Consider the following 26,170-nt stretch of genomic DNA (forward strand, 5'->3'; position numbering starts at 1 on the left):
GCCCCGCCTGCGCGGGCATGACACCGAGAATGCGGCGATACCATTCCTACGGCCTCATCATTACGCCGTCTTCTCGCCCTTCAACGCCGCAACTTCCGCCTCCAGCTCCGCGATCCGCGCATCCCTCGCCGCCAGCGCCGCTGCGACATCGGTCGCATCAAATTTCTGCGGGATATGCTGCGGGCAGTTGGTATCCCACGCTGTGATCTTGAACAGGATCACCTGCTCCGGCCGGGCGCGGTAGCCTTTCGGCATCAGCGAGTTTGTCAGCGCCTCATCGTCCTCGACCACGCGCGCCTCACCCCAGAGCTTCACCCGGCGGCGATGGGCGTAGTCCATTACGAAGATGTAGGCCTTGGGATTTTCGGACAGGTTTCCCTGCGTGATGTATTGCCGGTTGCCGGCATAGTCCGTGAATGCCAGCGTCTGCTTGTCCAGCACCTTCAAAAAGCCCTTCGGGCCGCCGCGGTGCTGGATATAGGGCTGGCCATCGGCCGAGGCCGTCGCGAAATAGAAGCTGTTGGCGTCAGCCAGGAACGCCGCCAGGTTCTCGTCGACCTCGGTGCGCCAGCCGCGCTGCTCGGCATGAGCATAGCCTTCGCGGGACCCCTTTCGGGTCTGGATCGATTTCACCGCCGGCGAAAAGGCCACGTCGCTGGCGTAGGTGTGAGTTTCCGTCATCGGGACATCTCCTGGAATTCCGGCGCATGTCTGCATCTTTCATCCAAAATATGGACCTTTCGTCGTCTAAAACAATCGAGCTTCTTGACACTTCATCGTTGCAATATATGCAATAATGCCATGGACCGCTTTGAAGCCATGCACGTCTTCGTCACCGTCGCCGATCTGCGCGGCTTTGCGCCGGCGGCACGAAAACTACGGCTGTCGCCTTCGGCGGTGACGCGGCTGATCGCGGCGCTGGAGGAGCATCTCGGCGCACGGCTGCTGCAGCGGACCACAAGGCAGGTGAGGCTGACGGATGTCGGCACACGCTATCTGGAGCGGGCGCGGCGCATCCTCGCCGATGTCGAGGAGGCCGACGGTTTTGCGCGGGAGGAACGCAACCGGCCGAGCGGACGTCTGGTGGTGTCGGCACCGGTCGGTTTTGGACGGCTGCATGTCGGACCGGTCATGACCGAGTATCTCAAGCGCTACTCCGAGGTCTCCGGCGAGCTCAGGCTCTCGGATAACCTCGTTAACCTGGTCGAGGACGCCATCGACGCCGCCGTCCGCATTGGACATCTCGCCGACTCCTCACTCGTCGCGCGCCAGGTCGGTGAAATGCGGCGGATCACGGTGGCGACGCCAGGCTATTTGAAGCGTCACGGCGAGCCGAAGACGCCGGAGGAATTGCTCGCGCACGAGACCATCGCGTTCGGCCCATCCGCGAGCTGGCACTTCGTGCAGGACGGCCGCGACATCGAGGGGACGCCGACGCCACGCTTCACCAGCAACAGCGCCGACGCCGCCCTGCAATATGCCGAAGCCGGCGGCGGCGTGACGCGCGTGCTGGCCTATCAGGCCGCCGAGGGCTTGAGGCGCGGGCGGCTGAAAATCGTGCTGGCGAAGTACGAGCATCCGACGCTGCCGATCCACATCGTCTACCCGACCTCGCGCCTGCTCTCGGCCAAGGTGCGCACGTTCATCGATCTCGTGGTGGAGACGGCGGAGTGGAAGTTTGGGTGAGTTCTCGTGTCCCGGACGCGCTGCGGCGTGAAACGCTGCTGCGCAGAGCCGGGACCCAGAAGGCCTTAGGGTGATTGCTGATGGATGGGCCCCGGCTCTGCGGAGCGGCACTTCGCGCCGCACCGCGTCCGGGGCACGGAGAGAGTGGGGCTCACCCCTTCTTCGGCACCACGCGGAACGTCCCGCTTGCCCGCGCGATCACGACATCATCGGCCTTTGCGAGGCTCTGCGCGAAGCAGATCGTCTTGCCGGTCTTGATCACGTCGCTCTCGATCGCCAACCACTGGCCGATTTCGGCGGAGCCGACGAAATCGATCGTGAGCGACACCGTCACGAAGGACGTTTTCCAGTCCGTCATCAGGGCGCAGCTATAGCCCATGGCGTTGTCGGCGAGTGCGGTGATGAGGCCGCCATGGATCAGGCCGCGGCCGTTGGTGTGCGGCCTTGCCAGCCGCAGGCCGATGATGACGGCCTTGTCGGTGTTCCTGGAGTAGAGCGGCTCCCAGGGCTCGGTGAGAGGACTCTTGCGGAAGAGCGGCTCGAAGCCGGCGGGGATGTCCGTGGAGATCATGGGTATCTCGCGTTGCTGCGTTGCCGGCATTGAACGCCACGTCGATGACGGTTTCACCGCCTACAAAGTTTTAAACGAGATTTGCGGGGGTGTTTGAAACGGGCGGCGCCGTCGCCACGCCACCAGAGGCCGGAGTGTTGAATCGAGAGGCCGCGGCGTACTGGATGCCCCGCCTTCGCGGGGCATGACAGTCTTTGTTGAAACGCAGTTCCGTAGGGTGGGCAAAGCGAAGCGTGCCCACGAGCTTCGCAATTGTCGGAAGACGTGGGCATGGCGCTTCGCGCCTTTTCCCACCCTACGGCACCGTCTTCGCCGCCCTAAAACGGCAGCCCCACGTAATTCTCCGACAGCGACGTCATCGCGGCCTGGGACTGCGTGACGTAATCGAGCTCGGCGACCTGGATGCGCGCACCGATCGTGCCGTTGTCGGGGAATTTGTGCAGCATCGAGGTCATCCACCAGGAGAAGCGCACGGCTTTCCAGACGCGCGCCAGCGCCTTGGCGGAATAGGCATCGATGCCGGCATTGGATTTCTCGTCGTAGAATTCGCGGAGCGCGCTCGACAAATAATGTGCATCGCTGGCCGCGAGGTTCAGGCCCTTGGCGCCGGTCGGCGGCACGATGTGGGCGGCGTCGCCGCACAAAAACATTTTGCCGAAGCGCATCGGCTCGGCGACGAAGCTCCGCAGGGGCGCGATGCTCTTCTCGATCGAGGGGCCGGTGATGAGGCTATCCGCTGCCTGCTGATCGAGACGGCTTTTCAGCTCGTCCCAGAAGCGATCGTCCGGCCACTGGTCGACATGGTCGTCGAGCGAGCATTGGACGTAATGCCGGCTGCGCTTCATCGAGCGCATGGTGCAGAGCGCAAAACCGCGGGCGTGGTTGGAATAGATCAGCTCATGGCTGACCGGTGGCGTCTCCGACAAAATACCGAGCCAGCCGAATGGATAGACCCGCTCGAACTCCTCGATCGCCGAGGGCGGAACGCTGGCGCGGCTGACGCCGTGAAAGCCGTCGCAGCCGGCGATGAAGTCGCAATCGATCGTGTGGGTGACGCCATCCTTGCTATAGGTTACGCGCGGGTGACTGCCATCGAAATCATGCGGCTGCACGTCCTTTGCTTCATAGACCGTGGTCAGGCCGGCGGCCTTGCGCGCATTCATCAGGTCGAGCGTGACCTCGGTCTGGCCGTAGATCATCACCGTCTTGCCGGTCGCAGCCTTCATGTCGATGCGATGACGGCGGCCGGCAAAGGCGAGCTCGATGCCCTCATGCACCAGACCTTCGGCATGCGCCCGCGCGCCGGCGCCGATCTGGTCGAGCAACGCGACCGTTCCTTCCTCCAGAAGGCCTGCGCGGATGCGCCCGAGCACGTAATCCGGGCTCTGCCGCTCGAGGATGAGATTGTCGATGCCGTACTGGTGCAGAAGTTGCCCAAGCAACAATCCGGCCGGCCCGGCCCCGATGATTGCGACTTTTGTCCGCAATACTTGCTCCTCCCGATCCTGTAGGCTTTCGTCGCGGCTCGCTTGTCGCGATCGCCCGCGCACGATAATTATATCATATAACGGTTGGGCAAAAGGGGAGCGCGCGTCGCCGCATTGCGACAAATCCATGCAACATGGCTGACGTAGATGTCGCGCCAGTTCCGGCTTGAACCCGCCGGCCAAATAGATAACATGTTAATTAACGAGACCGGGCCATCGAAGCCCGCAGTCACAAAGAGGGAGAGACGCGTGATGAGAAAAGCCTGTCTGGCTTTGCTGCTGGCAGCAAGCGTGACGCCTGCATTTGCGCAGGACAAGCCCGTCGACCTGAAGGTCTCGCACTGGGTGCCGGCGTCGCACCCGCTGCAGAAATCCCTGGAAGACTGGGTGGCCGCGGTGAACAAGGATTCCGGCGGCACCATCACTGGCAAGGTGTTTCCGGCCCAGCAGCTCGGCAAGGCTTTCGACCATTACGATATGGCGCGCGACGGCATCGCCGACGTCACCTATGTCAATCCCGGCTACCAGCCCGGCCGCTTCCCGATCATCGGCGCCGGCGAACTGCCGTTCCTGATCTCGGATGCCAAGGGCGGATCGATGGGCCTGGACGCCTGGTATCGCAAATATGCCGAGAAGGAGATGAAGGACGTCAAATACTGCCTCGCCTTCGTCCACTCGCCCTCCTCGTTCCATTCCAAGACCAAGAAGATCGTGATGCCGGAGGACGTGAAGGGCCTGAAGATCCGCCCCGCCCACGCGACCATGGCGAATTTCGTCACCTCTCTCGGCGGCACCAATGTGCAGTCCTCGGCGCCGGAAGTGCGCGACATCATCGAGCGCGGCGTTGCCGACGGCGTCACCTTCCCCTGGGGCTCCCTGGTGCTGTTCGGCATCGACAAGGTGACCAAGTACGACATGGAGGCGCCGCTCTACACCACGACCTTCGTGTTCGTAATGAACAAGGACAAGTACAACGCGATGTCCGACAAGCAGAAGGCCGCGATCGACAAGAACTGCTCGATCGAGATGGCGGGCGTGGTCGGCGAACACTGGGGCAAGTTCGAGGACGCCGGCGTCGACAAGGTGAAGGCGGAGTCGGACCACGAGGTGTACAAGCTGACGCCCGAGCAAACCGCCGCCTGGAAGAAAGCCGCCGAACCGCTGGTCAAGACCTGGGGCGACGGCGCCAAGAAGGCGGGCGCTGATCCGGATGCGGCGCTGGCGGACCTGAAGGCGTCGCTGAAGAAGTACAACGCGCTGGCGGAGTAGCCTTGCGTCGAAAGGAGCGCGGCGGCGAGGGGCATCTCGCCGCCGTGCTCCTGCGAGCGGGTTGAACGGTGAGGGGCGCATGGCGCGTCCTCTCCGTCTCCCCGCCTGCGGGGAGAGGGTTGGGGTGAGGGGGAATCTCCGCGGGGCGGTGGCAGTTGGACTCGCGGAGAGTCCCCCTCACCCGGAATCCGCGCTACGCGCAAATTCCGGCCTCTCCCCGCACGCGGGGAGAGGCGAAGGGCCGCCGCCGGGTCGAGAGCGAGAATGACATCACACAGGAAACTCCCATGAAGCGCTCCTGGATGGACCGCATCATCGATACGATCGAATGGATCGCGGCCGGCTTTGTCGGCATCGTCGCGCTCGACATCTTCCTGTCGGTGCTGCTGCGCAACACGCTGAACTACGCGATCCCCGACTCGTTCGATATCGGCCGCATGCTGCTCGGCATCCTCATCTTCTGGGGCATTGCGGCGACCTCCTATCGCGGCACCCACATCACGGTCGACCTGGTCTGGGGCAATGTCGGGCCGCGCTACCAGCGCTGGATCGACGTGTTCGCAACGCTGGTGCTGCTGTTCGTCGTGACCGTGCAGACCTGGACGCTGTTCGACAAGGTGCGCGGCACCTACAACGACAACGTCCACACCTTCGACATGCACATGCCGACCTGGCCGTTCTTCGCGGTCGCCTGGGTCGGTGACGCCTCGGCCGTGCTGCTGATCGCGATCCGCACCTACCGCCTGATCTTCCATCCCGAAGACATGCACGATCCCAAATTGAAGGCGACGGAGTAATCATGAGCACCGATGCCGTCGCCTTAATCGGCTTCGTTTCCCTGTTTGCGTTGATGCTGCTGCGCGTGCCCGTCGGCATGGCGATGGGCCTCGTCGGCGTGTCCGGCTTCGCCTATCTCGTCAACGGGACGGCAGCGCTGAAGCTGGTCGGCCAGACCTCGATGCGCACGGTCACCGACTACACCTTCGGCGTCATCCCGATGTTTTTGCTGATGGGCTCCTTCGTCAGCAATTCCGGCATGAGCCGCGAGCTGTTCCGCGCCGCCAACGGTTTCGTCGGGCATCTGCGCGGCGGGCTCGGCATCGCCACCGTCGGCGCCTGCGGCGGCTTTGCCGCGATTTGCGGCTCGTCGGTTGCGACCGCCGCGACCTTCTCCGCCGTCGCTTATCCCGAGATGCGCCGCTTCGGCTATCCGCAATCGTTTGCCACGGGCGTGATCGCGGCAGGCGGAACGCTGGGCGCCATGCTGCCGCCCTCCACCGTGCTCGCGGTCTACGGCATCATCACCGAGCAGGACATCGGAAAACTCTTCATCGCCGGCATCATTCCGGGCCTGCTGGCGATGACCATGTACATGATCACGATCTTCCTGATCGGCTATTTCCGCCCCGACTTCCTGCCCAAGGGCAAAGTGCTGCCGTGGCGCGAGCGCTTCGCCGGGCTGAAGGAGATCTGGGCGCCGGTGCTGCTGTTCGTCTTCGTGATCGGCGGCCTCTACGGCCTGCCCTTCCTGCCGCGTTTCACACCGACCGAAGCCGGCGGCGTCGGCGCGGCCGGCGCCTTCATCATCGGCGTGGTCACGGGCCGCCTCGACCGCGAGAAGATTCTGGCCTCGCTGCTCCAGGCGACGCGCACCGCGGCAGCCGTGTTCACTGTGCTGATCGGCGCTTTGATTTTCGGCTACTTCCTCACGGTGACGCAGACGCCGCAAAAGGTGACGGAATTTTTGACCGGCCTCGGCCTCGGCCCCTACGGCGTTCTGGCGCTGATCATGGTGATGTATCTCGTGCTCGGCTGCCTGATGGACGCCATGGCGATGATCATCCTGACCGTGCCGATCATCTTCCCCGTCATCACCCATCTTGGTTTTGACCCGATCTGGTTCGGCGTCATCATCGTGATGACCGTCGAGCTCGGCCTGATTCATCCACCGGTGGGGATGAACGTCTTTGTCATCAAAAGCGTGGTGAAGGATGTGTCCTTCTCCACGATTTTCAAGGGCGTGATCCCGTTCGTGGCGACCGATCTCGTGCGCCTGGTGATCCTGATCGCCTTCCCGCTGCTGGCGACCTGGCTGCCGACGCGGATGATGGCGCATTAGAGAGGGAAAGCGATGACCGCACCGATGCTCGGGACGAAATACGTCTTCACCATCACTGCGAAAATCGGCGACGTCGTCACCGCCGGCGAAACCGGCATCGGCGTCCGCCGCATCATTCCGATCATCGGCGGCGAAGTGACAGGCGCGATCACCGGCCGTGTGCTGCCGTTCGGCGCCGACTTCCAGACTATCCGGCCCAACGAGCTGATCGATCTCGAAGCCAAATACGCCTTCGAGACCGACGACGGCGCGATCATCTATGTCGAGAACAAGGGCATGCGCTTCGGCCCGGTCGAGCTGCTGCAAAAGCTCAAGCGCGGCGAGCCGGTCGATCCCAAGCTGATCTATTTCCGTACCGTGCCGAAATTCGAGACGGGGCATGAGAAGTACCGCTGGCTGATGGAGCACATTTTTGTCGGCTCCGCCGCACGGCATGCGGATCGCGTGGTGATCGACGTGCATCAGGTGGTGTGAGGGCTTGAGCGGTCCGCGTTCTAGCCGTGCCTCAATCTCCGCTCGTCGTCCCGGCGGAGGCCGGGACCCATAACCACAGGGAGTGGTTTGGCGAAAACGCGTCGTTCGGTACTCAGACCGCCCACAATTGATGGATTCCGCGGTATGGGTCCCGGCCTCCGCCGGGACGACATCGAATATGGAGCGCCACATGCAGTCCCAAGCCGCCCCCTCCTTGACTCCCGCAGAATTCGTTATACAACATAACTATTCTGATAAGGACGCAAATGACACAGGGAAACGCCGAGACCGCTGACGCGGGCGCCTCCGGGCTGTTGAGGATCGAGCGAGCGGACCGGGTTCTGACCGTAGGCCTGAACCGGCCGGCCAAGCGCAATGCGCTCAATGACGGCATCATCCTCGAAATCGGGGAGTGCTTTACGTCCCTGCCGGAGGATATCGGCGCGGTGGTCATCCACGGTATCGGCGATCATTTCTCCAGCGGCCTCGACCTCTCCGAGCTGCAGGACCACGACGCCACCGGCGGTCTGCTCCATTCCCAGATGTGGCACCGGGTGTTCGACCGCATCCAGTACAGCCGCGTGCCTGTGATCGCGGCACTGAAGGGTGCCGTGATCGGCGGCGGACTCGAGCTAGCCTGCGCCGCCCACATTCGCGTCGCCGAGCCCTCGACCTATTTTGCGCTGCCGGAGGGGCAGCGCGGTATCTTCGTCGGCGGCGGCGGCTCGGTGCGGCTGCCGCGGCTGATCGGCGTTGCCAGGATGATGGACATGATGCTGACGGGGCGCGTCTATACCGCGACCGAAGGCGCCTCCTACGGCTTTGCGCAATACGTGACTGAGACCGGCAACGGGCTCGGCAAGGCGCTGGAGCTTGCCACCAAGGTCGCCTCCAACGCGCCGCTGACGAATTTCGCCGTGATTCAGGCGCTGCCGATGATCGCGGAGGCCAATCCGCAAACCGGCCTGCTGATGGAATCGCTGATGGCCACCGTCGCCCAGAGCGACAAGGAGGCAAAACGCCGGATCCGCGAATTCCTCGAGCACAAGACCGCCAAGGTGAAGCCGAAATCATGAGCGCGCAGCCGTCCTCTTCCAGCATGGAGCGCGGCGCGAGCACTTCCCCGCTGCGGCCCATTTCGTTCGGCGATCCCGTCGTCGACATCGATCGTCGCGACGACGGCACGATCTACCTGCGGCCAAAGCAGTCGCTCGGCGATTATCCCGTCCGCATCACCGACCGTTTGCATCATTGGGCGACGACGACGCCTGATCGCGTCTTCATGGCGCAGCGCGAAGGCGGCCGCGGCTGGCGCAAGATTACCTATGCCGAGTTGCTCACCGCGAGCCGGCATATTGCCTCAAGCCTGATCCAGCGCGGGCTCTCCGCCGAACGGCCCGTCGTCATCCTCTCCGGCAATTCGATCGACCATGCGCTGCTGGCCTTCGGCGCATTCTATGCCGGCGTTCCGTTCTGCCCGGTGTCGCCGGCCTATTCGCTGGTGTCGAAGGATTACGGCAAGCTGTCCTACCTGATGAAGCTGCTGACGCCGGGCCTCGTCTTCGCTGAGGATGCCGACAAGTTTGCGGATGCGCTCGCCACAAACGTCTCGCTCGGCACCGAGATCGCTGCGTCCTATGGCCATGTGCCGGGCCGCGACGTCACCTTGCTCGCCGACCTCATGGCGACGCCGATCCACAGCGATCTCGACGCGATGCACGGCAAGATCGGCCCGGATACGATCGCAAAATTCCTGCTGACATCAGGCTCGACCGGCAATCCCAAGGCCGTCATCAACACCCAGCGCATGATCTGCGCCAACCAGGTCATGCTGCGCGAAACGCTCGCCTTCCTCAAGGACGAGCCGCCCGTCATCATCGACTGGCTGCCGTGGAACCACACTTTTGGCGGCAACCACAATATCGGGCTGACGCTCTACAATGGCGGCTCGATGTATCTGGACGCCGGCAAGCCGATGCCCGGCGGCATCGAGGAGACCGTGCGCAATCTCCAGGAGATTTCGCCGACGGTCTATTTCAACGTCCCCAAGGGCTACGAGTCGCTGCTGCCCTATCTGCGCGACGACCAGGGCCTGCGCGCAAAATTCTTCGACCGGCTGCATGCGATGTTCTTCTCGGGCGCGGCGCTCTCGCCCTTCGTCTGGGACAGCCTCGACGAGCTCGCGGTGAAGGAGAAGGGTTATCGCGTGCCGATGCTGACCGGCCTTGGCGCGACCGAGACCGCGCCGTTCTTCATGTCGGTCAATCCGCGCACCAGCCGCTCCGGCCATGTCGGATTGCCGGTGTCCGGCAACGTCGCCAAGCTCGTGCCGAACAACGGCAAGATGGAAGTGCGCGCCAAGGGCCCGAACGTGATGCCCGGCTACTGGCGTCAGCCCGAGATCACCGCAAAATCCTTCGACGAGGAAGGATTTTACATGATGGGCGATGCGCTCAAGCCCGCCGATCCCGACGATCTCAACGCCGGTTTCGATTTCGACGGCCGCGTCAGCGAGGACTTCAAGCTCGGCAGCGGCACCTGGGTCAGCGTTGGTCCCTTGCGCGCGCGCTTCGTTGCGGCCTGCGCGCCGCTGGTGCGCGACGTCGTCATCGCCGGCATCAACCGCGACGAGGTCTCCGCGCTGGTGCTGCTCGATCTCGACGGCTGCCGGCTGATCAACCCGACGCTGCCGGCCGACAACCTCACCGTCACCGCCCGCGACCGGCTGGTCCGCGAAGCTTTTCGCGAGCGCCTGACGCAGTTTCTTGCTTCGGCCACGGGATCCTCGACGCGGATCACCCGCGCGATCCTGCTGGATACGCCGCTGTCGATCGACAAGGGTGAGGTCACCGACAAGGGCTCGATCAACCAGCGTGCGGTGCTGGAGCATCGCGGTGAGCTGATCGAGGAGCTCTACGCTGCCAATCCGTCGGACCGTGTGATATCGGTCGCTTAAGAAATCATCGTACCAGGAGAACGCCATGTTGTTGAAGGATCAGGCAGCCATCGTCACCGGCGGCGCATCGGGACTGGGCGCTGCGACCGCGCGAAAACTGGCGGCGCAGGGCGCCAGGGTCGCGGTGTGCGATCTCAATGCCAAGCTCGCCGAAACCGTCGCCGCCGAGATCAAGGGCGTCGCAATCACCTGCGACGTGTCAGATGCGGCCTCCGCCGAAGCTGCGATCGCACAGGCAACCAAGGCCCATGGCGCGCCGCGCGTGCTGGTCAACTGCGCCGGCATTGGCGTTGCCAAGCGCGTGGTCGGCCGCGACGGCCCGATGGCGCTCGCCGATTTCGACAAGGTGATCAAGGTCAACCTCATCGGCACCTTCAACATGCTGCGCCTCGCCGCAACCGAGATGTCCAAGCTGGAGCCGCAGGCGACCGGCGAGCGCGGCGTCATCATCAACACGGCGTCCGTTGCCGCCTATGACGGCCAGATCGGCCAGTCGGCCTATTCGGCCTCGAAGGGCGGCATCGTCGGCATGACCTTGCCGATCGCGCGCGAGCTCGCGCAGTTCGGCGTCCGCGTGCTGACGATTGCGCCCGGCCTGTTCCTCACGCCGCTGCTCGCGAACCTGCCGCAGGAGGCCCAGGACTCGCTCGCCGCCGCGATCCCGTTCCCGCGCCGGCTCGGCCACGCGGATGAATTCGCCGCACTCGCGCTGCACATGGTCGAGAATTCCTACCTGAACGGCGAAGTGGTCCGCCTTGACGGCTCGCTGCGCATGGCGCCGAAATAGGGCACGACACATGTTCGTGAACCGGCGCGACGTCCAGATCCAGTGGGGCGATTGCGACCCCGCCAACATCGTCTACTACCCGCGTTATTTCGCGATGTTCGACGATTCGACGTCGACCCTGTTCGAGGTCGCCGGGTTCTCGAAGCAGGATCTGGTCAAAAAATACGGCCTGGTGGGCATCCCCATGGTCGACACCCGGTCAAAATTCTACATCCCCTCGACCTATGGCGACTGGATCACCATCGAGACCAAGATCGAGAGCATCAAGCGCTCGAGTTTTGAGGTGAAGCACAACGTCTACAAGGGCGAGGATCTCGCCATCGAAGGTTTCGAGACCCGCGTCCTGGTCGGCCGCGACCCTGTTAACCCCGACAAACTGAAATCGGCACCGTTTCCTGCGGAAATGGTAGCCAAATTCACGGGGAGTTAAGTCCGGAGCTAAATCGCCGCATCGCCAAAAGAGGGGGCTGAATTACCCCCCGATTTCTGCTTTCAAAGAAACACGTCAAGGGAGGAATAATAGATGAAAAGCTTTTACCTGACCGCCGCCATCACTGCGGCGACGCTTGCCCTGCCGGCGCTGCCTGCGCTGGCCCAGACCGCCGAGATCACCATCGGCATCACCACCACCACGACCGGTCCGGGCGCAGCCCTCGGCATTCCCGAGCGCAACGCGCTGGAGTTCGTGCCGAAGGAAATCGGCGGCGTGCCGCTGAAGGTGATCGTGCTCGACGACGGCGGCGATCCTACCACGGCAACCACCAACGCCCGCCGCTTCGTGACCGAATCCAAGGCCGACATCATCATGGGCTCGGCGCTGACGCCGCCGACGATCGCGGTCTCCAACGTCGCCAACGAAGCCGGCATTCCGCATTTCGGCCTGGCGCCGTTCCCGATCACCCCGGAACGCATGAAGTGGTCGGTGGCGATGCCGCAGCCGATTCCGATCATGGGCAAGGTGCTCTACGAGCACATGAAGTCGAAGGGCGTGAAGACGGTCGGCTATATCGGCTATTCCGACTCGTACGGCGACCTCTGGTTCAACGACTTCAAGGCCCAGGGCGTACCGATGGGCATGACCCTTGCGGACGAAGAACGGTTCGCGCGGCCCGACACGTCGGTCACCGGACAGGTCCTGAAGCTCGTCGCCGCCAATCCCGACGCAATCCTGGTCGGCGCCTCCGGCACCGCGGCCGCGCTGCCACAGACCGAGCTGCGCGAGCGCGGCTACCAGGGCCTGATCTACCAGACCCACGGTGCTGCCAGCATGGACTTCATCCGCATCGCCGGTAAGGCCGCGGAAGGCGTCCTGATGGCCTCGGGCCCGGTGATGGACCCGGAGGATCAGCCGGACGAAGCCGCCACCAAGAAACCCGGCCTCGCGCTCAACACCGCCTATGAGGGCAAGTACGGTCCGAACAGCCGCAGCCAGTTCGCCGGCCATTCCTACGACGCGTTCGAGATCCTGAAGCGCGTCATCCCGACGGCGCTGAAAACCGCAAAACCCGGCACGCCGGAATTCCGCGAAGCGATCCGCCAGGCGCTGCTGTCGGAGCGGGAAATCGCCGCAAGCCAGGGTGTCTACAATTTCACCGAAAAGGACCGCTACGGCCTGGACGACCGCTCGCGCATCCTGCTCACGGTGAAGAACGGCAAGTACACGCTGGTGAAGTAGGCGCGGCGAAAGTTTCGAGACGACGAGAGCCGGCCTGATGGGCCGGCTCTTTTTCTTATGCGATCCGTGTGAAGCCTCAGGCCGCCTGCCGCAGCGGGGTCCAGGAAAACTCCGGATAATAATTGTCCATCATGCGGTCGACATAAGAGGTGAGATTCGCAAATCCCTCGGCCCGCTGGCGTAAGGCCGATTCGAAGAACGGCGTCAGGATTCCCGCGAGCGCGCCGAAGGCGGTGGCATCGACGCCGCAGGGCTTGTTGCCCATCAGATATGCCTTGTCGCCGAGCTGCACCGACAGCGCGAACAGCGAGCGCACCGCGAGATCGACGTCGTCATCGGGCGCGTGGCGGCCGAGGCCGGACAGCAGATAGTTCTCGGCGACGCGGAATTGCGCGTCCTCGCGCAGTTTTTCGCGGGTGTGCTCCGGCGCGCCGTCGAAGAAATGCGCAGGCCCCTTGGCGAAATTGACCGGATCGACCCAGCGTGCCCCGACCAGCGCAAAATAAACGTGATGCTCGATCATGCGCTCGAACGCCCAGGCCTGCGCGCGTTCTTGTAAAGACAGGCCGGCGTCAAAATCGAAGCCATAGCGGCGCTCGATATGTGCGCGGATGAAGGTGGAATCGGCCACCGCCTCGCCGCCATCGTCGATGAACGGCAATTGTCCCTTGGGCGAAGCGGGCGGCATCGCACGCTCTTTCCGGTAGGGCAGTCCTGCCATCTTGAGCTGCACCTCCGTCTTGGTGACGAAGGGGCTGATTTCCGGCAGGCCGAAGCCGGTGCCAAAGCCGTAAAGCGTGATCATGCGAGCTCTCCTGAACCTGCGAAAGTTGACGGAACCTATCTGCCGGCTGCTGCCACCATGGTGGCAGCAGCCGTGATATCTTCTGCGAAACGCGCCCCCCGCCAGGCGCGGCCCATCACATGGCGGACCAGCGCGTCCGCGGCCTGGGTCAACGAGCGCGCCACCACGCTTGCGAGCGCAAACCGGAGGTCGACGGCCATGAGATCGAGCGAAACGAGGCGGCCGAACGCCCAGGTGGACCACAGCTGTGTCCGCCACAGCGGAGCGGCCGGGCCGAAATGGGTTGGAATGATCATGGACAAATCCCCTTCAGTCGATGTGTTGTCCCGGTATAGAACTCCCCTGCTGCCAACATCCTGTCAGCATCAACACGCTGTTTCCTGACCCGCCCCCGAGAAGAGAATTGTCATGAGACGCGCCGACCGGCTGTTTCAGATCATCCAGGTGCTGAGGCGCACGCGAAAACCGCTGACGGCGGACGCGATCGCGGCCGAGCTCGAGACATCGAAGCGCACCATCTATCGCGACATCGCAACGCTGATGGGTCAGCGCGTGCCGATCCGCGGCGAAGCCGGCATGGGCTACATCCTGGAAAAGGGTTTTGACCTGCCGCCCCTGATGCTGACACCCGACGAGATCGAGGCGGCGGTGCTGGGCGCGCAATGGGTCGCGGGCCATGCCGATTCCGCGCTGGCGCGCGCGGCCGAAGACCTGATGGCCAAGATCGCCGACACCGTGCCTGAGCGCTTGCGTCCCTTCGTGCTGGAGCCCGCAAGCCGCGCGCGACCAAGCTGGAACAGGGAGCCTGACCGACTCGACATGGCGCGTACGCGCACCCATATCCACGAAGGCAAGAAGATCATGCTGCGCTATCGTGACGAGCAGGGCCGCCCCAGCGAGCGCATGATCTGGCCGATCTCGGTCGGCTATCTTGAAGCGGTGCGCCTGCTCGCAGCCTGGTGCGAGCTGCGCGGCGACTTCCGCAGCTTCCGCACCGACCGCGTGGTGGAAGCGACCTATCTCGACGAGAGATATCCTGAAAGGCGCGACGTGCTGCGCGCGAGATGGCGGCAGAGCTTGGTCTGGGGCCCGCCAAAGGACACATGACGATGGATGAGACATCCACCATCGATCTCTCGACTTGCTGCCAGAGCTGCGGCGCCTGCTGCGGCTATTCGGAGAACTGGCCGCGCTTCTCGATCGAGAGCGACGAGGAGCTTGCTGCGATCCCGGAGGATCTCGTCAATGCGCGCCAATCCGGCATGCGCTGCGAAGGCGATCGCTGTTCGGCGTTGCAGGGAGAGATCGGCAAGCAGACCGCCTGCGGTATCTATGAAGTGCGGCCGGAAGTTTGCCGCACCTGCATGCCGGGCGACGCCGAATGCGCGATGGCGCGGCGAAAATTTGGACTGCCGGTTCTTGCGAGCGCTTAGGCTGGAACGGCTTCGCTGATCTCGTCGTCGATCTCGTCGTCCAGCGGTGCGAGCACCGAGAGCGGCTTGGTCGACAGCGTGATCGGCTTGCGGCTCCCCGACAGCGACGGCGACGATTTGGCCGAGCCCTCGCGCGACAGCGCGTAGAGCGTCGAGCCGACACGGCCACCATTCTCGATCAGGTCGCGCTCGTTACAGCTGCCTGCGATCGCAACCGCCAGCGAATGCAGATGACTGCGGCGATAGCAAAACAGCGCCAACCTGGCGCGCGCGTCAGGGGAAACACTCTCAACCAACCTCGGCAGGCCGCTCTCGCTGGCGCGATACATCTCGCCAAGGAGTTCGTCCTGGACCGGGCAGAAATCGCTTTCAAAGGCGTCACGGCTTGAAAACATTGCAGTTCTCCCTCGTGTAGGGAAGATGCAGCGCAATTCTCTAATGAAAGGTTAACCACCCGGGGCGGTAGTCACCCGGAGTCCTTGCGCGTGAGTCGCGAATCGGAGCGCGGGGGGAACGCGCAAAAGCCTCCGCGGCGTCATGCCCGGGCTTGTCCCGGCCATCCACGTCTGGCCATGAGGCACGAAGAACGTGGATGCCCGGGACAAGCCCGGGCATGACGACCTTTTGTGCGGTTGAAGGATTGCCTGGCGCCGAGGCTGGCGCCTCAGTTGGCCGCCATGAAGATCGACAGGCCGAAGCCGGTGAGATGGTGCAGCGCCTGGTCGACACCGATCAGGGTCCAGAACCAGGGATGGGCGAGGTCGACACCGAAATTGGCCGAGACCAGTCCCTTGGCGCGATCGATAGTGATGTGAATCACGAAATCGATGAACGCCACGAACCAGAATTTCGGCGCGACGATCAGGATCAGCGGCAGCGCAACCGCAAGGTGAATCAGGCAGTGCACCAGAAGCGGCAGGGCCCAGCCGTGCTTCTGATCCTTACCCTGCGCCATCCAGGCGGTCTGAAGAACGAAATCGGCGATGATGTGCTTGAAGGTGAGCAGCAACATCCAGCCAATGAGCGCTTCGACCGGAATCGCCGATGACATGGGTGGAAACGACAAAACTGACGCCCTCATTGACGTGACAAGAAAAATTGGAGCGTTCAGCGCAACTTCTTCTTGGACCGGTCAAATCGCCGGGCCTCCGATTTATGACATCTCCCGCGACGGAATGCAGCCGGGGGGAACCGGAAAATCGCCAACTGTGGCTAACTGGTGATAGGATGGCCAAACGACGCGGTCGAGTTGAGTAAGGTTATTTTCGGCTCGAAATTTGCTTTCCATGACCGTCGCGGTATCCTTGACGGCAGAGAATATCGTTCTTTTTTCAGGCGTTTACGAATTACAGGGCGCGCACAGCGATCACATTCGCGAGCCGTCCGCCACCCCCGGCATAAGGCCAGAGTGCTGCCATGAGTACTGAAGGCCCCAATTCATCGCCGATCGAGCCGCCATCCCGGCGCCCCAAGGTGATCAAGACCAATCAGCAGCAGGTCTTTCTGTACGTCGTGCTGACCCTTCTGTTGTCGCTTGCCACCGTCTGGGGCGGCCGCACCTGGCTGCACAATTCGGAGACGCTGACCTTTGCCGTCGGCACGCCCAACAGCGACGAGGCGCTGTTCGCCGCCAAGCTCGCCGCGCTGCTCAAGAACAATGCCTCGCGCTTCCGGATCAAGATCGTCAACAACGGAGACAACGCCAAGGCGCTCGCGCAGTTCGACCGCAAGCAGGCCGACCTCACCGTGCTGCGCACCGACGCCAAGGTGCCGCTGCGGGCGCGCACGCTCGCGATCCTCGAGCACGATCTCGTGCTCCTGCTCGGTCCCGGCAACAAGAAGATCAAGTCACTCGCCGAGCTCAAGAAGAAGAAGGTCGCCGTCCTCGCCGAGAGCGAATCCTCGCTCGCCTTCGTGCGCAGCATCCTCGACGTTCCCGACGGGCCTGATGCCGCGAAGATGGTCCAGATGGCGCCGCAGGGCGCAACGCTCGACAAGCTGTTTGCGCCGGCCAGCGGCTTTGGCGCGGTGATCGCTGTCGTTCACGCCTCGAAGGCAGTGCGGGACAAAGGCTATGAGCAGGTCGCCAAACGTGGCGGCTTCACGCTGAATGCGATTGACGAGGCGAAGGCGCTGGCGCGCAAGATCCCCGGCATTTCCAGCGAGACGCTGACGGCGGGCACGCTGTCCGCATCGCCGGAAATTCCCGACGACGATCTCGACACGATCGGGCTCGAATGGTTGCTGGTGACGCAATCGAAGATGTCGGCGGCGACCGCGGGCGAGCTGGCGCGCACCGTCTACGAGAACAAATCCGCGCTCGGTCTCGACAGCGGCTTTGCCAGCAGGATCGAGCCGGCCTCCGTCGAGAAGGACGCCTACGTGATGGCGCATCAGGGCGCCGCCGACTACATCAACGACGACACCAAGTCGTTCATGGATAAGTACAGCGACCTGATGTATCTGGGCGCCGCCGCGCTCAGCGTCATCGGCTCGATCTTCGCGGCGATCTACGCCAAGATCACAAGGATCGCGCCGGAGAAAGCTGGCGAGCTTTCTACCGCCGTCCTCGACGTCGGCGAACGCATCGAGCACGCCCATTCGCTGGACCAGCTCGAATGTCTCCAGGACGAGCTGGAGGGCATTTTGCGCGGCGCCGTCATCGGCTTGCGGGACGGTACGATCAGTACCGACGGGCTCGACACTTTCAAGCTCGGCTACGAGTTCGTGCGCGACGAGATCGGCATGCGCCGTGACTATCTCAAACGCCATTGCGCCGATGCCGACAAGGTCGCCCAGGATACGGCCCCGCCCCAGCATGACGAGAGCAATGTCGTGGTGGTGAAGACAGCTCAGAGTGCCTGACCTATCGATTTGAGGTCTTGCGGCGGCGCTTGCCGGTATTTCCGCAAGCGACCAGGCCGAATTCGGGAACCGTCCCTCATCTGCAACCGTTGCCTCCCGAATACAACCGGAGACCGCGCCATGCGTGCACTCCTCATCATCTTCCTGCTGGGAATGCTGGCGGCGGTTGGCTATTTCGCTTATTCCGCGATGGCGGTCGAAGGCGAGCCGATCCCGACGGAGGGCTATGTGGCGCTGGCGCTGGGGGCCGGATTGTCCGTTCTTGTCGGCGTCGGCTTGATGATGCTGCTATTCTTCAGCAGCCGTCGCGGCTACGACGAGCCGCCGCATTTCAGGTAACGGCTCGCGGGCGGGCTACGCCCATCGTTGACGGCCTCGGCCCGGGCAGGCATTTTGGCGCCGAGGTTCCAGTCGGGACCGCAAAAGACAAAAACCGAGCCGCCTTTCCCCCATGTCCATGCCGCTGATCTCCGCTCTGGCCCAGTTCGCGGCCGCCACGGCCGGCCGCAACATGACCAAGGCGGCCTATATGGCAGTCAGCGTCGGCGTGCTCAGCATGGTGCTGCTGACGATTGGCCCGGCCTATGAAACGGCGCACCACTGGGTCGATGCCCTGCTCTGGGCCTGCCTCGTCTATTTCGTGTTCGAATGGGTCGTCCGGCTGCGCCACATGGCGCGGACGGGACGCCTTTCGCTCTACATGTCCTCCGCCGCCGGCATCGTCGACGCGATCGGAGCGCTGGCCGTGCCGGCCGCGCTTCTTCTCGGCGCCGAGCCCCGGACGGCCTGGTTGCTCAGCGTGCTCTGGGTCCTGAAGGTGGTGCCGGGCATTCCGGGCCTGCGCCAGCTCCGCCGCGTGCTGGTGCTGGAATCGGGGCCGCTGCTCAGCGTGCTCGTGATCTTCCTGATGGTGGTCTTCCTCGCCTCCGTCGCCGAATATTTCCTGGAGCGGGACGTGCAGCCGCAGACCTTTGGCAGCGTCCCCGCCGCGCTGTGGTGGGCGGTGGTGACCATGACAACGACGGGATATGGTGACGTCGTGCCGGTGACGCCGCTCGGACGCATGGTGGCGGCGCTGGTGATGATCTCCGGCCTCGGCGTGTTCGGTCCCTGGACCGGTATTTTGGCCACCGGCTTTGCCGCCGAGACAAGGCGCGACAATTTCCTCAAGACCTGGGAATCCGTCAGCAAGGTGCCGTTCTTCGCGGCGCTGGGGCCTGCGGCCATCGCCGACGTCACCCACATGCTGCGCACCATGGAGCTGCCGGCGCGTACCATGATCATCCGCAAGGGCACGCAGGGTGATTGCATGTATTTCATCGCCGCCGGCGCGGTCGAGGTCGATTTGCCCGGCAAGAAGGTGCAGCTTGGCGAAGGCGCCTTCTTCGGCGAGATGGCGCTGCTCGGCAACAACATGCGCGGGGCCAATGTCTCGACCACGAAGGTGTCGCGGCTGCTGGTGCTCGATCTCGTCGATTTCCGCGTGCTGATGGCACGGCATCCGGATCTCGCCGAGACCATCGACACCGAGGCGAAGCGGCGCACGCTCGAAAACAAATAAAAGGAGACAAGAATGTCGGACATCACCGACGCGGCATCCAGCCCCGTGCTCGAAATCAACGGCGCACGCGCCATCATCCGTTTGAACCGGCCGAAGCATCTGAACAGGCTTCAGGCTGAAGACCTCGGCGAGCTGGTCAAATTGTTCGACCGGATCGAATCTGATCCCGCCATCCGCGTGCTGGTGCTGACCGGCACCGGGCGCGCCTTCTCGGCTGGCTACGATCTCAACTCGGTGGCTGAGCGCGCAGTGAGTGCGAACGAGCAGCAGAGCGCGGGCTCCGCGTTCGAGGTGGTCGTCAACCGGCTGGAGGATCTGGGCGTGCCGACGATCTGCCGTCTCAACGGCGGCGTCTATGGCGGGTCGACCGACCTCGCGCTCGCCTGCGATTTCCGCATCGGCGTCGACACCGCCGAGATGTTCATGCCGGCGGCGCGGCTCGGGCTGCATTATTATCGGAGCGGCATCAAACGCTACGTGACGCGGCTCGGCCTCGACAATGCGAAGAAGCTGTTTTTGACGGCACAGAAGATCAGTGCGCCGGAGATGCTGCGGATCGGCTATCTCACCGCCATGGTGCCGGTGGAGTTTTTGGATGAAGAGGTCGACAAGCTCGCCGGCGTCCTCGCCGGCAACGCGCCGCAGGCGATGGCCGGCATGAAGCGCGCGATCAACGAATTCGCCCGCGGCGAGCTCGACGAGCAAGCCGCCGACCAGCGCCACCGCGACAGCATGCGCGGCGACGAGATCAAGGAAGGCATCAAGGCGTTTGCGGAGAAGCGAGCGCCAAAATTCTGATCACGCCCGCTTCGACCGCATCGCGCGCACCTGCGTGAGCCTGGAATCGCGGACGAGCGCCTGGTAGCGTTTGCTGTCGACGGCGTAGATCGCGATCCGGCCCTCAGGGTCGGCATGAACGCCCCAGCCGAAGCGCTTGCCCAGGCTCGACGCCCTCATGCACGCCTGCCCCCGGGAGAAGAACGCTTCACGGGCCGCATGCTTCTGCGTTTTCGTCGCCTTCACATCGAGCTCGCGTCCCGGCGCAGACGTCGCGAAGATCACGTCGTCGGACGTGTATTTGTAGGGCGCCTTGGCGATCATCCCGTATTGCAGGCACGCCACCGTCGGTTTTCCCCCGCGGAGCGGCGGCTCTTCGCCAGTACGCGCGGGACAGTCTTCAGCAACCCGGATGAAAGTGTTGAAGCAGTTGGTCGTGTGCATCGGCATCGTCATCTGCAACCCCGGATTCGTTCACCCCCCAACAGCCTTAGCATGCTCCGCGGCCATCTCGGCATCCGCCGCCGTGATCCGCTGGAACGCCGGCCGCGCGGTCATGCGCTCGGCGTAGCGGACGAAGACGTCCTTCTTCGGCACGATGCCGAACATCATGGTCCAGCTGAACGCGACGCCCCATAAAACATCGGCGGCTGTCATGCGCTCGCCGAGCAGATACGGGCCCTTTGACAATTGCGCCTCGAGCGCGCCGAGCATGGTGTCGTAATCGGCATAGGGCGACTGCGTGATCGGCGCCGGCTCGCGCTGCATGAACTTGTCGATCAGGGCCGGCTCGAACGATGAGCCGTAATAGGCGATCCAGCGCAGGTAAGGACCGCGCAGCGGATCGTTCAGCGCGGGTGTCAGCCCCGCTTGCGGAAACAAGTCGGCGAGATAGATGGTGATGGCGACCTGCTCGGTCACGAGCGCCTCGCCATGCCGGATCGCCGGCACCTTGCCGAGCGGATTGATGGCGAGATAAGCGGGCTGGCGCTGCTCGCCGGCCTTCATGTTGAGGACATGGAGATCGTAGGGAGCGCCAAGCTCCTCCAACAGCACCCGCGTGCCGGTGGCACGGCTCTGCGGCGAATAATACAGAATGATGCGGTTTTGATCGGTCATGGCAGGTCTCCATCTGGCCGGCTGGCGATGGCGTTGTAGCGGATCATACCTGACATCCTGTGTCAGGTATGATTTAAAAGATCATGCGCGCGAGCCGAATGATGTCGATCCTCACCACCCTCCAGGCCAGGGGGCAGGTCACCGCGCCCGAGCTTGCGGAGGCCTGCGAGGTCTCGGTGCGCACGATCTATCGTGACATCGACGCGCTCGCGGCATCCGGGGTTCCTGTCTATGCCGACCGCGGCGCGGAGGGCGGCTACCGCCTGCTCGACGGCTATCGCGTCCGGCTGAACGGCCTGTCGCAGAACGAGGCGGAAGCGCTATTCCTCGCCGGGCTCCCCGGCCCGGCCGCGGCGCTAGGGCTGGATGCGGCGATGATCGCCGCGCAGAACAAGCTGATGGCGGCGCTGCCGGCAAACTTGCGCGAAGACGCCGGACGGATGCAGGAGCGTTTTTACCTCGACGCGCCCGGCTGGTTCGGCGAGACGGAAGAGCCAATACATCTGCGCGCCATTGCCGGCGCGGCCCTGCGCGGGACGCTGATCAAAATCCGCTACCAGAGCTGGCGCGCCGAGAAGCAGCGCCGCGTTGCGCCACTCGGTCTCGTGCTGAAGGGCGGCAGCTGGTATCTCGCCGGGCAAGTCGATGGCAGCGTGCGCACCTATCGTATCGCGCGCGTGCTCGACTGTACCGCACTCGACGACCACTTCGACCGTCCTGCCGATTTCGATCTCGCCGCCTATTGGCGGGACGCAACGCTGCGCCTCGAAGCGGAGATGCATCCCAATGTCGCGATTGTCCGGCTGTCGGCGCTCGGCGTGAAGCTGCTCGACGCGCTGAGCCAGCCTTACGTCAGGGCGCGCACGCAGATCGAAGACGTGGCCGACGCAGACGGCTGGCGCATCGCGAGAGTGCCGACCGGCAAGACCTCATGGCACGCCGCGTCCGAATTGCTGCGGCTCGGCTCCGAGGTTGAGGTGCTGGAGCCCGCCGATCTCCGCGAGAAGATGGCGGAGATGACGCAGGCGATGGCGGCGCGTTATCGCACGCCGTCCCATGCCGCGAAGCGGCTGGCGCGGAAAGCCTGATCTCGGCGCACCTTGCCGCAGCCGACGAAACAATCCTGAAACACGATTCCTCTCCCGCCGTGTGAACGCATTCGCATTTCGGCCCGACCGAGAAGCAGGGACACAACAACGGCCGTTGCGCCACACTGGAGAATGAAGATGTTTCGTAAGCTTGCCCTTGGTCTGATCGCCGCCACCTCGCTCGGCGTTGCCGCTCTCGCGCCCACCGCCGCTTCGGCTCACGGCTTCCATCATCACTGGGGTCCCGGCTGGGGCTTTGGCGGCATCTACGTCAACACCGACGTCAACAATTGCTATCAGGAGCGCGTCGTCCAGACCCGCCACGGCCTGCGCGTTCGCGTCGTGAACGTCTGCGCCTACGGGATCTACTGATATCCCGTCTTCACGACAAAGCTCCGGTCGCGCTGCGGCCGGAGCTTTGCGTTGGCTTAACCAATCGGCCGATGCCGGCGAAACCAGGCCCAGGTCTCGCGCGTCGTTCGGATGTAGCCGCGGCCGCGGTAGACGATCTCGCCGTCGACGATTTCGTTCAGCTTCGGCAGCGCGTGAAACGGGATCGAAGGATAGGCGTGATGCTCGACATGATAGGGCATGTTCCACGTGAACCATTTGACGACCGCGCCGGTGTAAGTGGTGCGGGTGTTCTCGAAAGCGCTGCGGGTGCGATCGCAACCGGTATGCTCGGCATAGAGATAGGGCCGCAGAAAGGATTGCCCGATCATCAACGGAACGATCCAGCCCCAGAGCAGCAGCGCCGAGGAGAACCACAGCGAGAGCGCGAGCAACAGCGCATAGAGCGCGGCATAGGTGCGTGCTTCCGTGACGATGATGCCGCGCTTGTTCTCGGGGATCCAGGGCACGACGACCTTGCCGGTGACGGCATGGCGGAGCATGAACCGAAGGCGGCCCGCGACCTGGAGCAGGCCGCTATAGGCGAGCGCGAGCTGCGCATCTGATTTGGGCCTCACGCCGACGACCAGCTCCGGATCCTTTTCCGGATCCTGGGTGTAGCGATGATGATCCCAGTGGAACAGGCAGTAATATTCGTAGGGCGATCCGATGATGAAGCCCGAGAGATAGCCGACCGCGAGGTTGAGGCCGCGGCTCCGGAACGCGGTCTTGTGCGCCGTCTCGTGCAGCGCCATGAACAGGAAGGCGACGAAATAGCCCTGTACGGCCATCAGTGGCAGAGCCCAGAGGACGCCGTAGGTCGCAGTCACTTTCCAGATCAGCGCGCCGACCAGCACGACCAGGCCGTAATGGCAGAGGCTGCGCGCGGCGCCCTGGACATTGGAACGGACCGACAGCTCGCGCAGCATGGCCGGTGTCAGCGGCTTCAGGCGATGACCGGGCTCTGAAACGATTGCGTCAGTCATGATTGGATGCCTGCCTTACCTGTTGAGGAGTTCTGCGATCTCGGCCTTGAGGAAGGCCTGATCGCGCGGATTGTTGACGGGGTTGCCGGCGCGATGGCCGTGCAGCGACGGGATCGGATGCAGCACAGCGGATTTGGCGTTGACCAGCTTGCCGAGTTCGTCCTCGTTGTCGCGGACATCGAAATAGCGATCGGTTTCGCCCGGCGTCAGCAGCATGTGCGCTCTGATCGCGGCGAGCGCGCGATCGAGATCGCCGCCGAATGTCGCGCAACGGCTGATATCGCCGTTCTGCCAAATACCAACCTGCGCCAGCAGATCGTTGGCATCGCGGCGGGCAAACGCGGCATCCCAGGCGCGGACGAGATAGTCCTCCAGCGAGGCAAAACCCGCCTCACGCCAGAGCTCGTCGCGATAGAAACCGTGCGACATCGCCCAGCCGGCATAGATGCGCCCCATCGCGCGATAGCCGGCGACAGGCTTCTCGACGAAGCGGCCGTCGCGGAAGGCGGGGTCACCTGTGAGCGCGGCCTTCACGCTTTCGAGGAAAACATAATTATAAGGCGCGCAGCGCGCACTGCCACAGACCACCGCGGCCCGCTCGACCATATCTGGACGCAGCGCCGCCCAGTGATAGGCCTGCATGCCGCCCATCGACCAGCCATAGACCAGCGCGAGTTTTGTGATGCCGAAGCGCTCGGTGAGCAACCGGTGCTGAACGGCAATAGCGTCGTGATAAGTGACCTCTGGGAACGGCGCGGCGGTATTCGACGGCGAGGACGACAGGCCGTTGCCGAACAGGTTCGGGATGATGATGAAGTATCGCGTGGGGTCGAGCACGCCCTCGGGCCCGATCAGCCACTCCGTGTCGAAATGCTGCGCGCTGAACGAGGTCGGGTAGAGGATGACGTTGTCCTTGGCGGGGCTCAACGTGCCATAGGTCTGGTAAGCGAGCTTCAACGCGGGGAAGAGGGCACCGGATTGAAGCGTGACGTCGCCGGCCTCAAAGATCTCGTAGTCGCGCTGCGCCGTCATGGACCCAGTTCCCGCTCACGCGGCCGCAGAGCGCGCCCGCCGAAACGACGATGCATTGATCGTGCCGAACCGGCAAACGCATCGTTGCGTCGCGCTTAATAACTGTACTTATAGTACAGTTATATAACCAGGGCAACGGGATTCTGTCCGTGGCCGCTCAGGCGATCGCCGCGATGTATCGCGCCACCGACGCCGCGAACGCGGCCTTGGCGCCCGAGGCGACGTTGCGGCCCCACCAGGCGCCGTAGATGCGATCGAAGGCGAGCGGCTCGACGGCGGCTGCGATCCGCCGCACCGCGGCGGCATTGAGCGGCATGTAGTTCGGATAGGAGTACATGAAGCTGACGAAGCGGCGATCCATTGTCACCTGCGCGATGTCGCCGGTCAGCAGCGCGCCCTTCCCGTCCGCACCACGCGCATGATGCAGCATGGTGGCGCCCGCGAAATGACCGCCGGTGCGCAACAACGTGACATCGTCCGAGATGCGGTGGTGATCGCCGGCCCAGTGCACGACCGAAGAGTGCTGCCGCGTCACCCATTGGCGATCATCTTCATGCAGATAGACCGGCACGCCGCCGAACGCCTCGCTCCAGTCGGCGAGCGCGCCATAGTAATGCGGATGTGAGATCGCGATCGCCTTCAGCCCGCCGAGCGAGCGCACATGCGCAATCGCCGCCGGCGTCGCCAGCGGCACGCAGTCCCACATCACGCAGCCCTCCACCAGAGGGACCAGCAGCGCGCGCTGGCCGATGGCAAAGCTCGGCTCGAGCGCGAGACCGGTCAGGCCGAGATCATCACGCAAGACCAGGCGATGACGTTCCGCCAACGCTTCGCCCGTGAAGAACGCCTGTCCTTTCCAGTTCACATATTGCCGCTCGTCCTCGCAGATCGGGCACGTGGCGGGCGGCCTTTTGCTGTCCGGAAATTGCGCGCCGCAGGTTTCGCAGGTCCAGAGAGGCATGATCGTGATCCTGAAAGGAGAGCGGGATACCATGGCGTAATTCGGATCCCGCCAATCGCAAGGACAGAGGAACCAACGCGATCGGTGCATGTTACTTTCCGGTCCGCCCCGGCGCCAGTTGGCCGGCCA

Annotated in this window: 30 protein-coding genes; 18 read left to right on the forward strand and 12 right to left on the reverse strand. The window is 63.7% G+C overall.

Annotation, left to right across the window (positions count from 1 at the left end; translation table 11 throughout):
- Positions 1-60: 60 nt before the first annotated feature.
- Entirely contained in the window at positions 61-681 is a 621-nt protein-coding gene (locus tag B5V03_RS05650; RefSeq protein WP_129268290.1) for a pyridoxamine 5'-phosphate oxidase family protein, read from the reverse strand.
- A gap of 120 nt (positions 682-801) precedes the next feature.
- Here B5V03_RS05650 and B5V03_RS05655 point away from each other — a divergent pair, with 120 nt between their 5' ends.
- Positions 802-1,686 (forward strand): LysR family transcriptional regulator, encoded by an 885-nt coding sequence (locus B5V03_RS05655; protein ID WP_129268291.1) that lies wholly within the window; start codon positions 802-804, stop codon positions 1,684-1,686.
- 151 nt (positions 1,687-1,837) lie between these two features.
- Here the strand turns inward: B5V03_RS05655 and B5V03_RS05660 are convergent, their stop codons facing one another.
- Positions 1,838-2,257, reverse strand: a complete 420-nt coding sequence (locus B5V03_RS05660) for a PaaI family thioesterase (RefSeq protein ID WP_129268292.1) — start codon at positions 2,255-2,257, stop codon at positions 1,838-1,840.
- A gap of 317 nt (positions 2,258-2,574) precedes the next feature.
- Positions 2,575-3,744, reverse strand: coding sequence for a 4-hydroxybenzoate 3-monooxygenase (pobA, locus tag B5V03_RS05665; RefSeq protein ID WP_129268293.1), 1,170 nt, complete (start codon positions 3,742-3,744; stop codon positions 2,575-2,577).
- A 252-nt stretch (positions 3,745-3,996) separates the two neighbouring features.
- On the opposite strand from pobA, the gene B5V03_RS05670 reads away from it, so the two are divergent.
- The 9 genes from B5V03_RS05670 (at position 3,997) to B5V03_RS05710 (ending at position 13,024) form a co-directional block, all read left to right on the forward strand.
- Entirely contained in the window at positions 3,997-5,013 is a 1,017-nt protein-coding gene (locus B5V03_RS05670) for a TRAP transporter substrate-binding protein (protein WP_129268294.1), read from the forward strand.
- A gap of 287 nt (positions 5,014-5,300) precedes the next feature.
- Positions 5,301-5,810 carry a TRAP transporter small permease gene (locus B5V03_RS05675; protein WP_129268295.1) on the forward strand — a complete coding sequence of 170 codons (510 nt, stop codon included), beginning with the start codon at positions 5,301-5,303 and terminating at the stop codon, positions 5,808-5,810.
- Positions 5,811-5,812: 2 nt separating this feature from the next.
- A complete protein-coding gene (locus B5V03_RS05680; RefSeq protein ID WP_129268296.1) occupies positions 5,813-7,132 on the forward strand; it encodes a TRAP transporter large permease in 1,320 nt (439 codons plus the stop codon).
- Between the two features lie 12 nt (positions 7,133-7,144).
- Positions 7,145-7,606, forward strand: coding sequence for a DUF3237 domain-containing protein (locus B5V03_RS05685; protein WP_129268297.1), 462 nt, complete (start codon positions 7,145-7,147; stop codon positions 7,604-7,606).
- Positions 7,607-7,872: 266 nt separating this feature from the next.
- Positions 7,873-8,682, forward strand: a complete 810-nt coding sequence (locus tag B5V03_RS05690) for a crotonase/enoyl-CoA hydratase family protein (protein WP_129268298.1) — start codon at positions 7,873-7,875, stop codon at positions 8,680-8,682.
- Positions 8,679-10,562, forward strand: a complete 1,884-nt coding sequence (locus tag B5V03_RS05695) for a feruloyl-CoA synthase (RefSeq protein WP_129268299.1) — start codon at positions 8,679-8,681, stop codon at positions 10,560-10,562. Before B5V03_RS05690 ends, B5V03_RS05695 begins: the two co-directional genes overlap by 4 nt.
- 25 nt (positions 10,563-10,587) lie before the next feature.
- Positions 10,588-11,349 (forward strand): SDR family NAD(P)-dependent oxidoreductase, encoded by a 762-nt coding sequence (locus B5V03_RS05700; protein WP_129268300.1) that lies wholly within the window; start codon positions 10,588-10,590, stop codon positions 11,347-11,349.
- A gap of 10 nt (positions 11,350-11,359) precedes the next feature.
- Complete coding sequence (locus tag B5V03_RS05705; RefSeq protein ID WP_129268301.1) at positions 11,360-11,779, forward strand: acyl-CoA thioesterase; 420 nt, start codon at positions 11,360-11,362, stop codon at positions 11,777-11,779.
- A gap of 93 nt (positions 11,780-11,872) precedes the next feature.
- On the forward strand, positions 11,873-13,024 hold the full coding sequence (locus tag B5V03_RS05710; protein WP_129268302.1) for an ABC transporter substrate-binding protein: 1,152 nt from the start codon (positions 11,873-11,875) through the stop codon (positions 13,022-13,024).
- Positions 13,025-13,100: 76 nt separating this feature from the next.
- Here the strand turns inward: B5V03_RS05710 and B5V03_RS05715 are convergent, their stop codons facing one another.
- Positions 13,101-13,829, reverse strand: a complete 729-nt coding sequence (locus tag B5V03_RS05715) for a glutathione S-transferase family protein (RefSeq protein WP_129268303.1) — start codon at positions 13,827-13,829, stop codon at positions 13,101-13,103.
- A gap of 35 nt (positions 13,830-13,864) precedes the next feature.
- Complete coding sequence (locus B5V03_RS05720; RefSeq protein WP_129268304.1) at positions 13,865-14,125, reverse strand: hypothetical protein; 261 nt, start codon at positions 14,123-14,125, stop codon at positions 13,865-13,867.
- 112 nt (positions 14,126-14,237) lie between these two features.
- Between B5V03_RS05720 and B5V03_RS05725 the strand changes: the two genes are divergently transcribed.
- Both B5V03_RS05725 and B5V03_RS05730 read left to right on the forward strand, forming a co-directional pair.
- Positions 14,238-14,936, forward strand: coding sequence for a helix-turn-helix transcriptional regulator (locus B5V03_RS05725; RefSeq protein WP_129268305.1), 699 nt, complete (start codon positions 14,238-14,240; stop codon positions 14,934-14,936).
- Between the two features lie 2 nt (positions 14,937-14,938).
- Positions 14,939-15,262, forward strand: coding sequence for a YkgJ family cysteine cluster protein (locus B5V03_RS05730; RefSeq protein WP_164987807.1), 324 nt, complete (start codon positions 14,939-14,941; stop codon positions 15,260-15,262).
- Here B5V03_RS05730 and B5V03_RS05735 read toward each other — a convergent pair.
- Complete coding sequence (locus B5V03_RS05735; protein ID WP_129268307.1) at positions 15,259-15,657, reverse strand: hypothetical protein; 399 nt, start codon at positions 15,655-15,657, stop codon at positions 15,259-15,261. The genes B5V03_RS05730 and B5V03_RS05735 overlap by 4 nt on opposite strands.
- Before the next feature lie 269 nt (positions 15,658-15,926).
- Positions 15,927-16,274 carry a DUF3307 domain-containing protein gene (locus B5V03_RS05745; protein WP_050994376.1) on the reverse strand — a complete coding sequence of 116 codons (348 nt, stop codon included), beginning with the start codon at positions 16,272-16,274 and terminating at the stop codon, positions 15,927-15,929.
- A gap of 404 nt (positions 16,275-16,678) precedes the next feature.
- On the opposite strand from B5V03_RS05745, the gene B5V03_RS05750 reads away from it, so the two are divergent.
- From B5V03_RS05750 to B5V03_RS05765, 4 genes are all read left to right on the forward strand, one after another.
- Positions 16,679-18,127 carry a TAXI family TRAP transporter solute-binding subunit gene (locus B5V03_RS05750; protein ID WP_129268310.1) on the forward strand — a complete coding sequence of 483 codons (1,449 nt, stop codon included), beginning with the start codon at positions 16,679-16,681 and terminating at the stop codon, positions 18,125-18,127.
- 120 nt (positions 18,128-18,247) lie between these two features.
- On the forward strand, positions 18,248-18,466 hold the full coding sequence (locus B5V03_RS05755; protein ID WP_129268311.1) for a hypothetical protein: 219 nt from the start codon (positions 18,248-18,250) through the stop codon (positions 18,464-18,466).
- 112 nt (positions 18,467-18,578) lie between these two features.
- Positions 18,579-19,688, forward strand: coding sequence for a cyclic nucleotide-gated ion channel (locus B5V03_RS05760; RefSeq protein ID WP_129268312.1), 1,110 nt, complete (start codon positions 18,579-18,581; stop codon positions 19,686-19,688).
- A 12-nt stretch (positions 19,689-19,700) separates the two neighbouring features.
- Positions 19,701-20,486, forward strand: coding sequence for an enoyl-CoA hydratase/isomerase family protein (locus B5V03_RS05765; protein WP_129268313.1), 786 nt, complete (start codon positions 19,701-19,703; stop codon positions 20,484-20,486).
- Here the strand turns inward: B5V03_RS05765 and B5V03_RS05770 are convergent, their stop codons facing one another.
- The gene (locus B5V03_RS05770; RefSeq protein ID WP_206736122.1) at positions 20,487-20,921 is read right to left on the reverse strand and encodes a DUF6157 family protein; all 435 of its coding nucleotides are present in this window, start codon (positions 20,919-20,921) and stop codon (positions 20,487-20,489) included.
- A gap of 18 nt (positions 20,922-20,939) precedes the next feature.
- On the reverse strand, positions 20,940-21,584 hold the full coding sequence (locus B5V03_RS05775; protein ID WP_129268314.1) for a glutathione S-transferase family protein: 645 nt from the start codon (positions 21,582-21,584) through the stop codon (positions 20,940-20,942).
- 83 nt (positions 21,585-21,667) lie between these two features.
- On the opposite strand from B5V03_RS05775, the gene B5V03_RS05780 reads away from it, so the two are divergent.
- Both B5V03_RS05780 and B5V03_RS05785 read left to right on the forward strand, forming a co-directional pair.
- A complete protein-coding gene (locus B5V03_RS05780) occupies positions 21,668-22,672 on the forward strand; it encodes a helix-turn-helix transcriptional regulator (protein ID WP_129268315.1) in 1,005 nt (334 codons plus the stop codon).
- 138 nt (positions 22,673-22,810) lie between these two features.
- The gene (locus B5V03_RS05785; RefSeq protein WP_129268316.1) at positions 22,811-23,044 is read left to right on the forward strand and encodes a hypothetical protein; all 234 of its coding nucleotides are present in this window, start codon (positions 22,811-22,813) and stop codon (positions 23,042-23,044) included.
- A 56-nt stretch (positions 23,045-23,100) separates the two neighbouring features.
- Here the strand turns inward: B5V03_RS05785 and B5V03_RS05790 are convergent, their stop codons facing one another.
- From B5V03_RS05790 to B5V03_RS05800, 3 genes are all read right to left on the reverse strand, one after another.
- The gene (locus tag B5V03_RS05790) at positions 23,101-24,048 is read right to left on the reverse strand and encodes a fatty acid desaturase (protein ID WP_129268317.1); all 948 of its coding nucleotides are present in this window, start codon (positions 24,046-24,048) and stop codon (positions 23,101-23,103) included.
- Positions 24,049-24,063: 15 nt separating this feature from the next.
- Positions 24,064-25,080 carry an alpha/beta fold hydrolase gene (locus B5V03_RS05795; RefSeq protein ID WP_129268318.1) on the reverse strand — a complete coding sequence of 339 codons (1,017 nt, stop codon included), beginning with the start codon at positions 25,078-25,080 and terminating at the stop codon, positions 24,064-24,066.
- 157 nt (positions 25,081-25,237) lie between these two features.
- Positions 25,238-26,041 carry an MBL fold metallo-hydrolase gene (locus B5V03_RS05800; RefSeq protein ID WP_129268319.1) on the reverse strand — a complete coding sequence of 268 codons (804 nt, stop codon included), beginning with the start codon at positions 26,039-26,041 and terminating at the stop codon, positions 25,238-25,240.
- Between the last annotated feature and the right edge of the window lie 129 nt (positions 26,042-26,170).

Origin of the sequence: Bradyrhizobium betae, assembly GCF_004123905.1 — a bacterium.
GTDB lineage: Bacteria > Pseudomonadota > Alphaproteobacteria > Rhizobiales > Xanthobacteraceae > Bradyrhizobium > Bradyrhizobium betae_A.

Bases quoted from the DNA above. Each gene is read 5' to 3' on its own strand.
- B5V03_RS05725 (WP_129268305.1), top strand. From the start codon at position 14,238: ATGAGACGCGCCGACCGGCTGTTTCAGATCATCCAGGTGCTGAGGCGC.
- B5V03_RS05695 (WP_129268299.1), top strand. From the start codon at position 8,679: ATGAGCGCGCAGCCGTCCTCTTCCAGCATGGAGCGCGGCGCGAGCACT.
- B5V03_RS05700 (WP_129268300.1), top strand. From the start codon at position 10,588: ATGTTGTTGAAGGATCAGGCAGCCATCGTCACCGGCGGCGCATCGGGA.
- B5V03_RS05770 (WP_206736122.1), bottom strand. From the start codon at position 20,921: ATGACGATGCCGATGCACACGACCAACTGCTTCAACACTTTCATCCGG.
- B5V03_RS05745 (WP_050994376.1), bottom strand. From the start codon at position 16,274: ATGTTGCTGCTCACCTTCAAGCACATCATCGCCGATTTCGTTCTTCAG.
- B5V03_RS05670 (WP_129268294.1), top strand. From the start codon at position 3,997: ATGAGAAAAGCCTGTCTGGCTTTGCTGCTGGCAGCAAGCGTGACGCCT.
- B5V03_RS05760 (WP_129268312.1), top strand. From the start codon at position 18,579: ATGTCCATGCCGCTGATCTCCGCTCTGGCCCAGTTCGCGGCCGCCACG.
- B5V03_RS05790 (WP_129268317.1), bottom strand. From the start codon at position 24,048: ATGACTGACGCAATCGTTTCAGAGCCCGGTCATCGCCTGAAGCCGCTG.
- B5V03_RS05755 (WP_129268311.1), top strand. From the start codon at position 18,248: ATGCGTGCACTCCTCATCATCTTCCTGCTGGGAATGCTGGCGGCGGTT.
- B5V03_RS05655 (WP_129268291.1), top strand. From the start codon at position 802: ATGGACCGCTTTGAAGCCATGCACGTCTTCGTCACCGTCGCCGATCTG.
- B5V03_RS05780 (WP_129268315.1), top strand. From the start codon at position 21,668: ATGCGCGCGAGCCGAATGATGTCGATCCTCACCACCCTCCAGGCCAGG.
- B5V03_RS05705 (WP_129268301.1), top strand. From the start codon at position 11,360: ATGTTCGTGAACCGGCGCGACGTCCAGATCCAGTGGGGCGATTGCGAC.
- B5V03_RS05730 (WP_164987807.1), top strand. From the start codon at position 14,939: ATGGATGAGACATCCACCATCGATCTCTCGACTTGCTGCCAGAGCTGC.
- B5V03_RS05675 (WP_129268295.1), top strand. From the start codon at position 5,301: ATGAAGCGCTCCTGGATGGACCGCATCATCGATACGATCGAATGGATC.
- B5V03_RS05785 (WP_129268316.1), top strand. From the start codon at position 22,811: ATGTTTCGTAAGCTTGCCCTTGGTCTGATCGCCGCCACCTCGCTCGGC.
- B5V03_RS05685 (WP_129268297.1), top strand. From the start codon at position 7,145: ATGACCGCACCGATGCTCGGGACGAAATACGTCTTCACCATCACTGCG.
- B5V03_RS05795 (WP_129268318.1), bottom strand. From the start codon at position 25,080: ATGACGGCGCAGCGCGACTACGAGATCTTTGAGGCCGGCGACGTCACG.
- B5V03_RS05735 (WP_129268307.1), bottom strand. From the start codon at position 15,657: ATGTTTTCAAGCCGTGACGCCTTTGAAAGCGATTTCTGCCCGGTCCAG.
- B5V03_RS05775 (WP_129268314.1), bottom strand. From the start codon at position 21,584: ATGACCGATCAAAACCGCATCATTCTGTATTATTCGCCGCAGAGCCGT.
- B5V03_RS05715 (WP_129268303.1), bottom strand. From the start codon at position 13,829: ATGATCACGCTTTACGGCTTTGGCACCGGCTTCGGCCTGCCGGAAATC.
- B5V03_RS05710 (WP_129268302.1), top strand. From the start codon at position 11,873: ATGAAAAGCTTTTACCTGACCGCCGCCATCACTGCGGCGACGCTTGCC.
- B5V03_RS05800 (WP_129268319.1), bottom strand. From the start codon at position 26,041: ATGCCTCTCTGGACCTGCGAAACCTGCGGCGCGCAATTTCCGGACAGC.
- B5V03_RS05650 (WP_129268290.1), bottom strand. From the start codon at position 681: ATGACGGAAACTCACACCTACGCCAGCGACGTGGCCTTTTCGCCGGCG.
- B5V03_RS05750 (WP_129268310.1), top strand. From the start codon at position 16,679: ATGAGTACTGAAGGCCCCAATTCATCGCCGATCGAGCCGCCATCCCGG.
- B5V03_RS05765 (WP_129268313.1), top strand. From the start codon at position 19,701: ATGTCGGACATCACCGACGCGGCATCCAGCCCCGTGCTCGAAATCAAC.
- B5V03_RS05680 (WP_129268296.1), top strand. From the start codon at position 5,813: ATGAGCACCGATGCCGTCGCCTTAATCGGCTTCGTTTCCCTGTTTGCG.
- B5V03_RS05690 (WP_129268298.1), top strand. From the start codon at position 7,873: ATGACACAGGGAAACGCCGAGACCGCTGACGCGGGCGCCTCCGGGCTG.
- B5V03_RS05720 (WP_129268304.1), bottom strand. From the start codon at position 14,125: ATGATCATTCCAACCCATTTCGGCCCGGCCGCTCCGCTGTGGCGGACA.
- B5V03_RS05660 (WP_129268292.1), bottom strand. From the start codon at position 2,257: ATGATCTCCACGGACATCCCCGCCGGCTTCGAGCCGCTCTTCCGCAAG.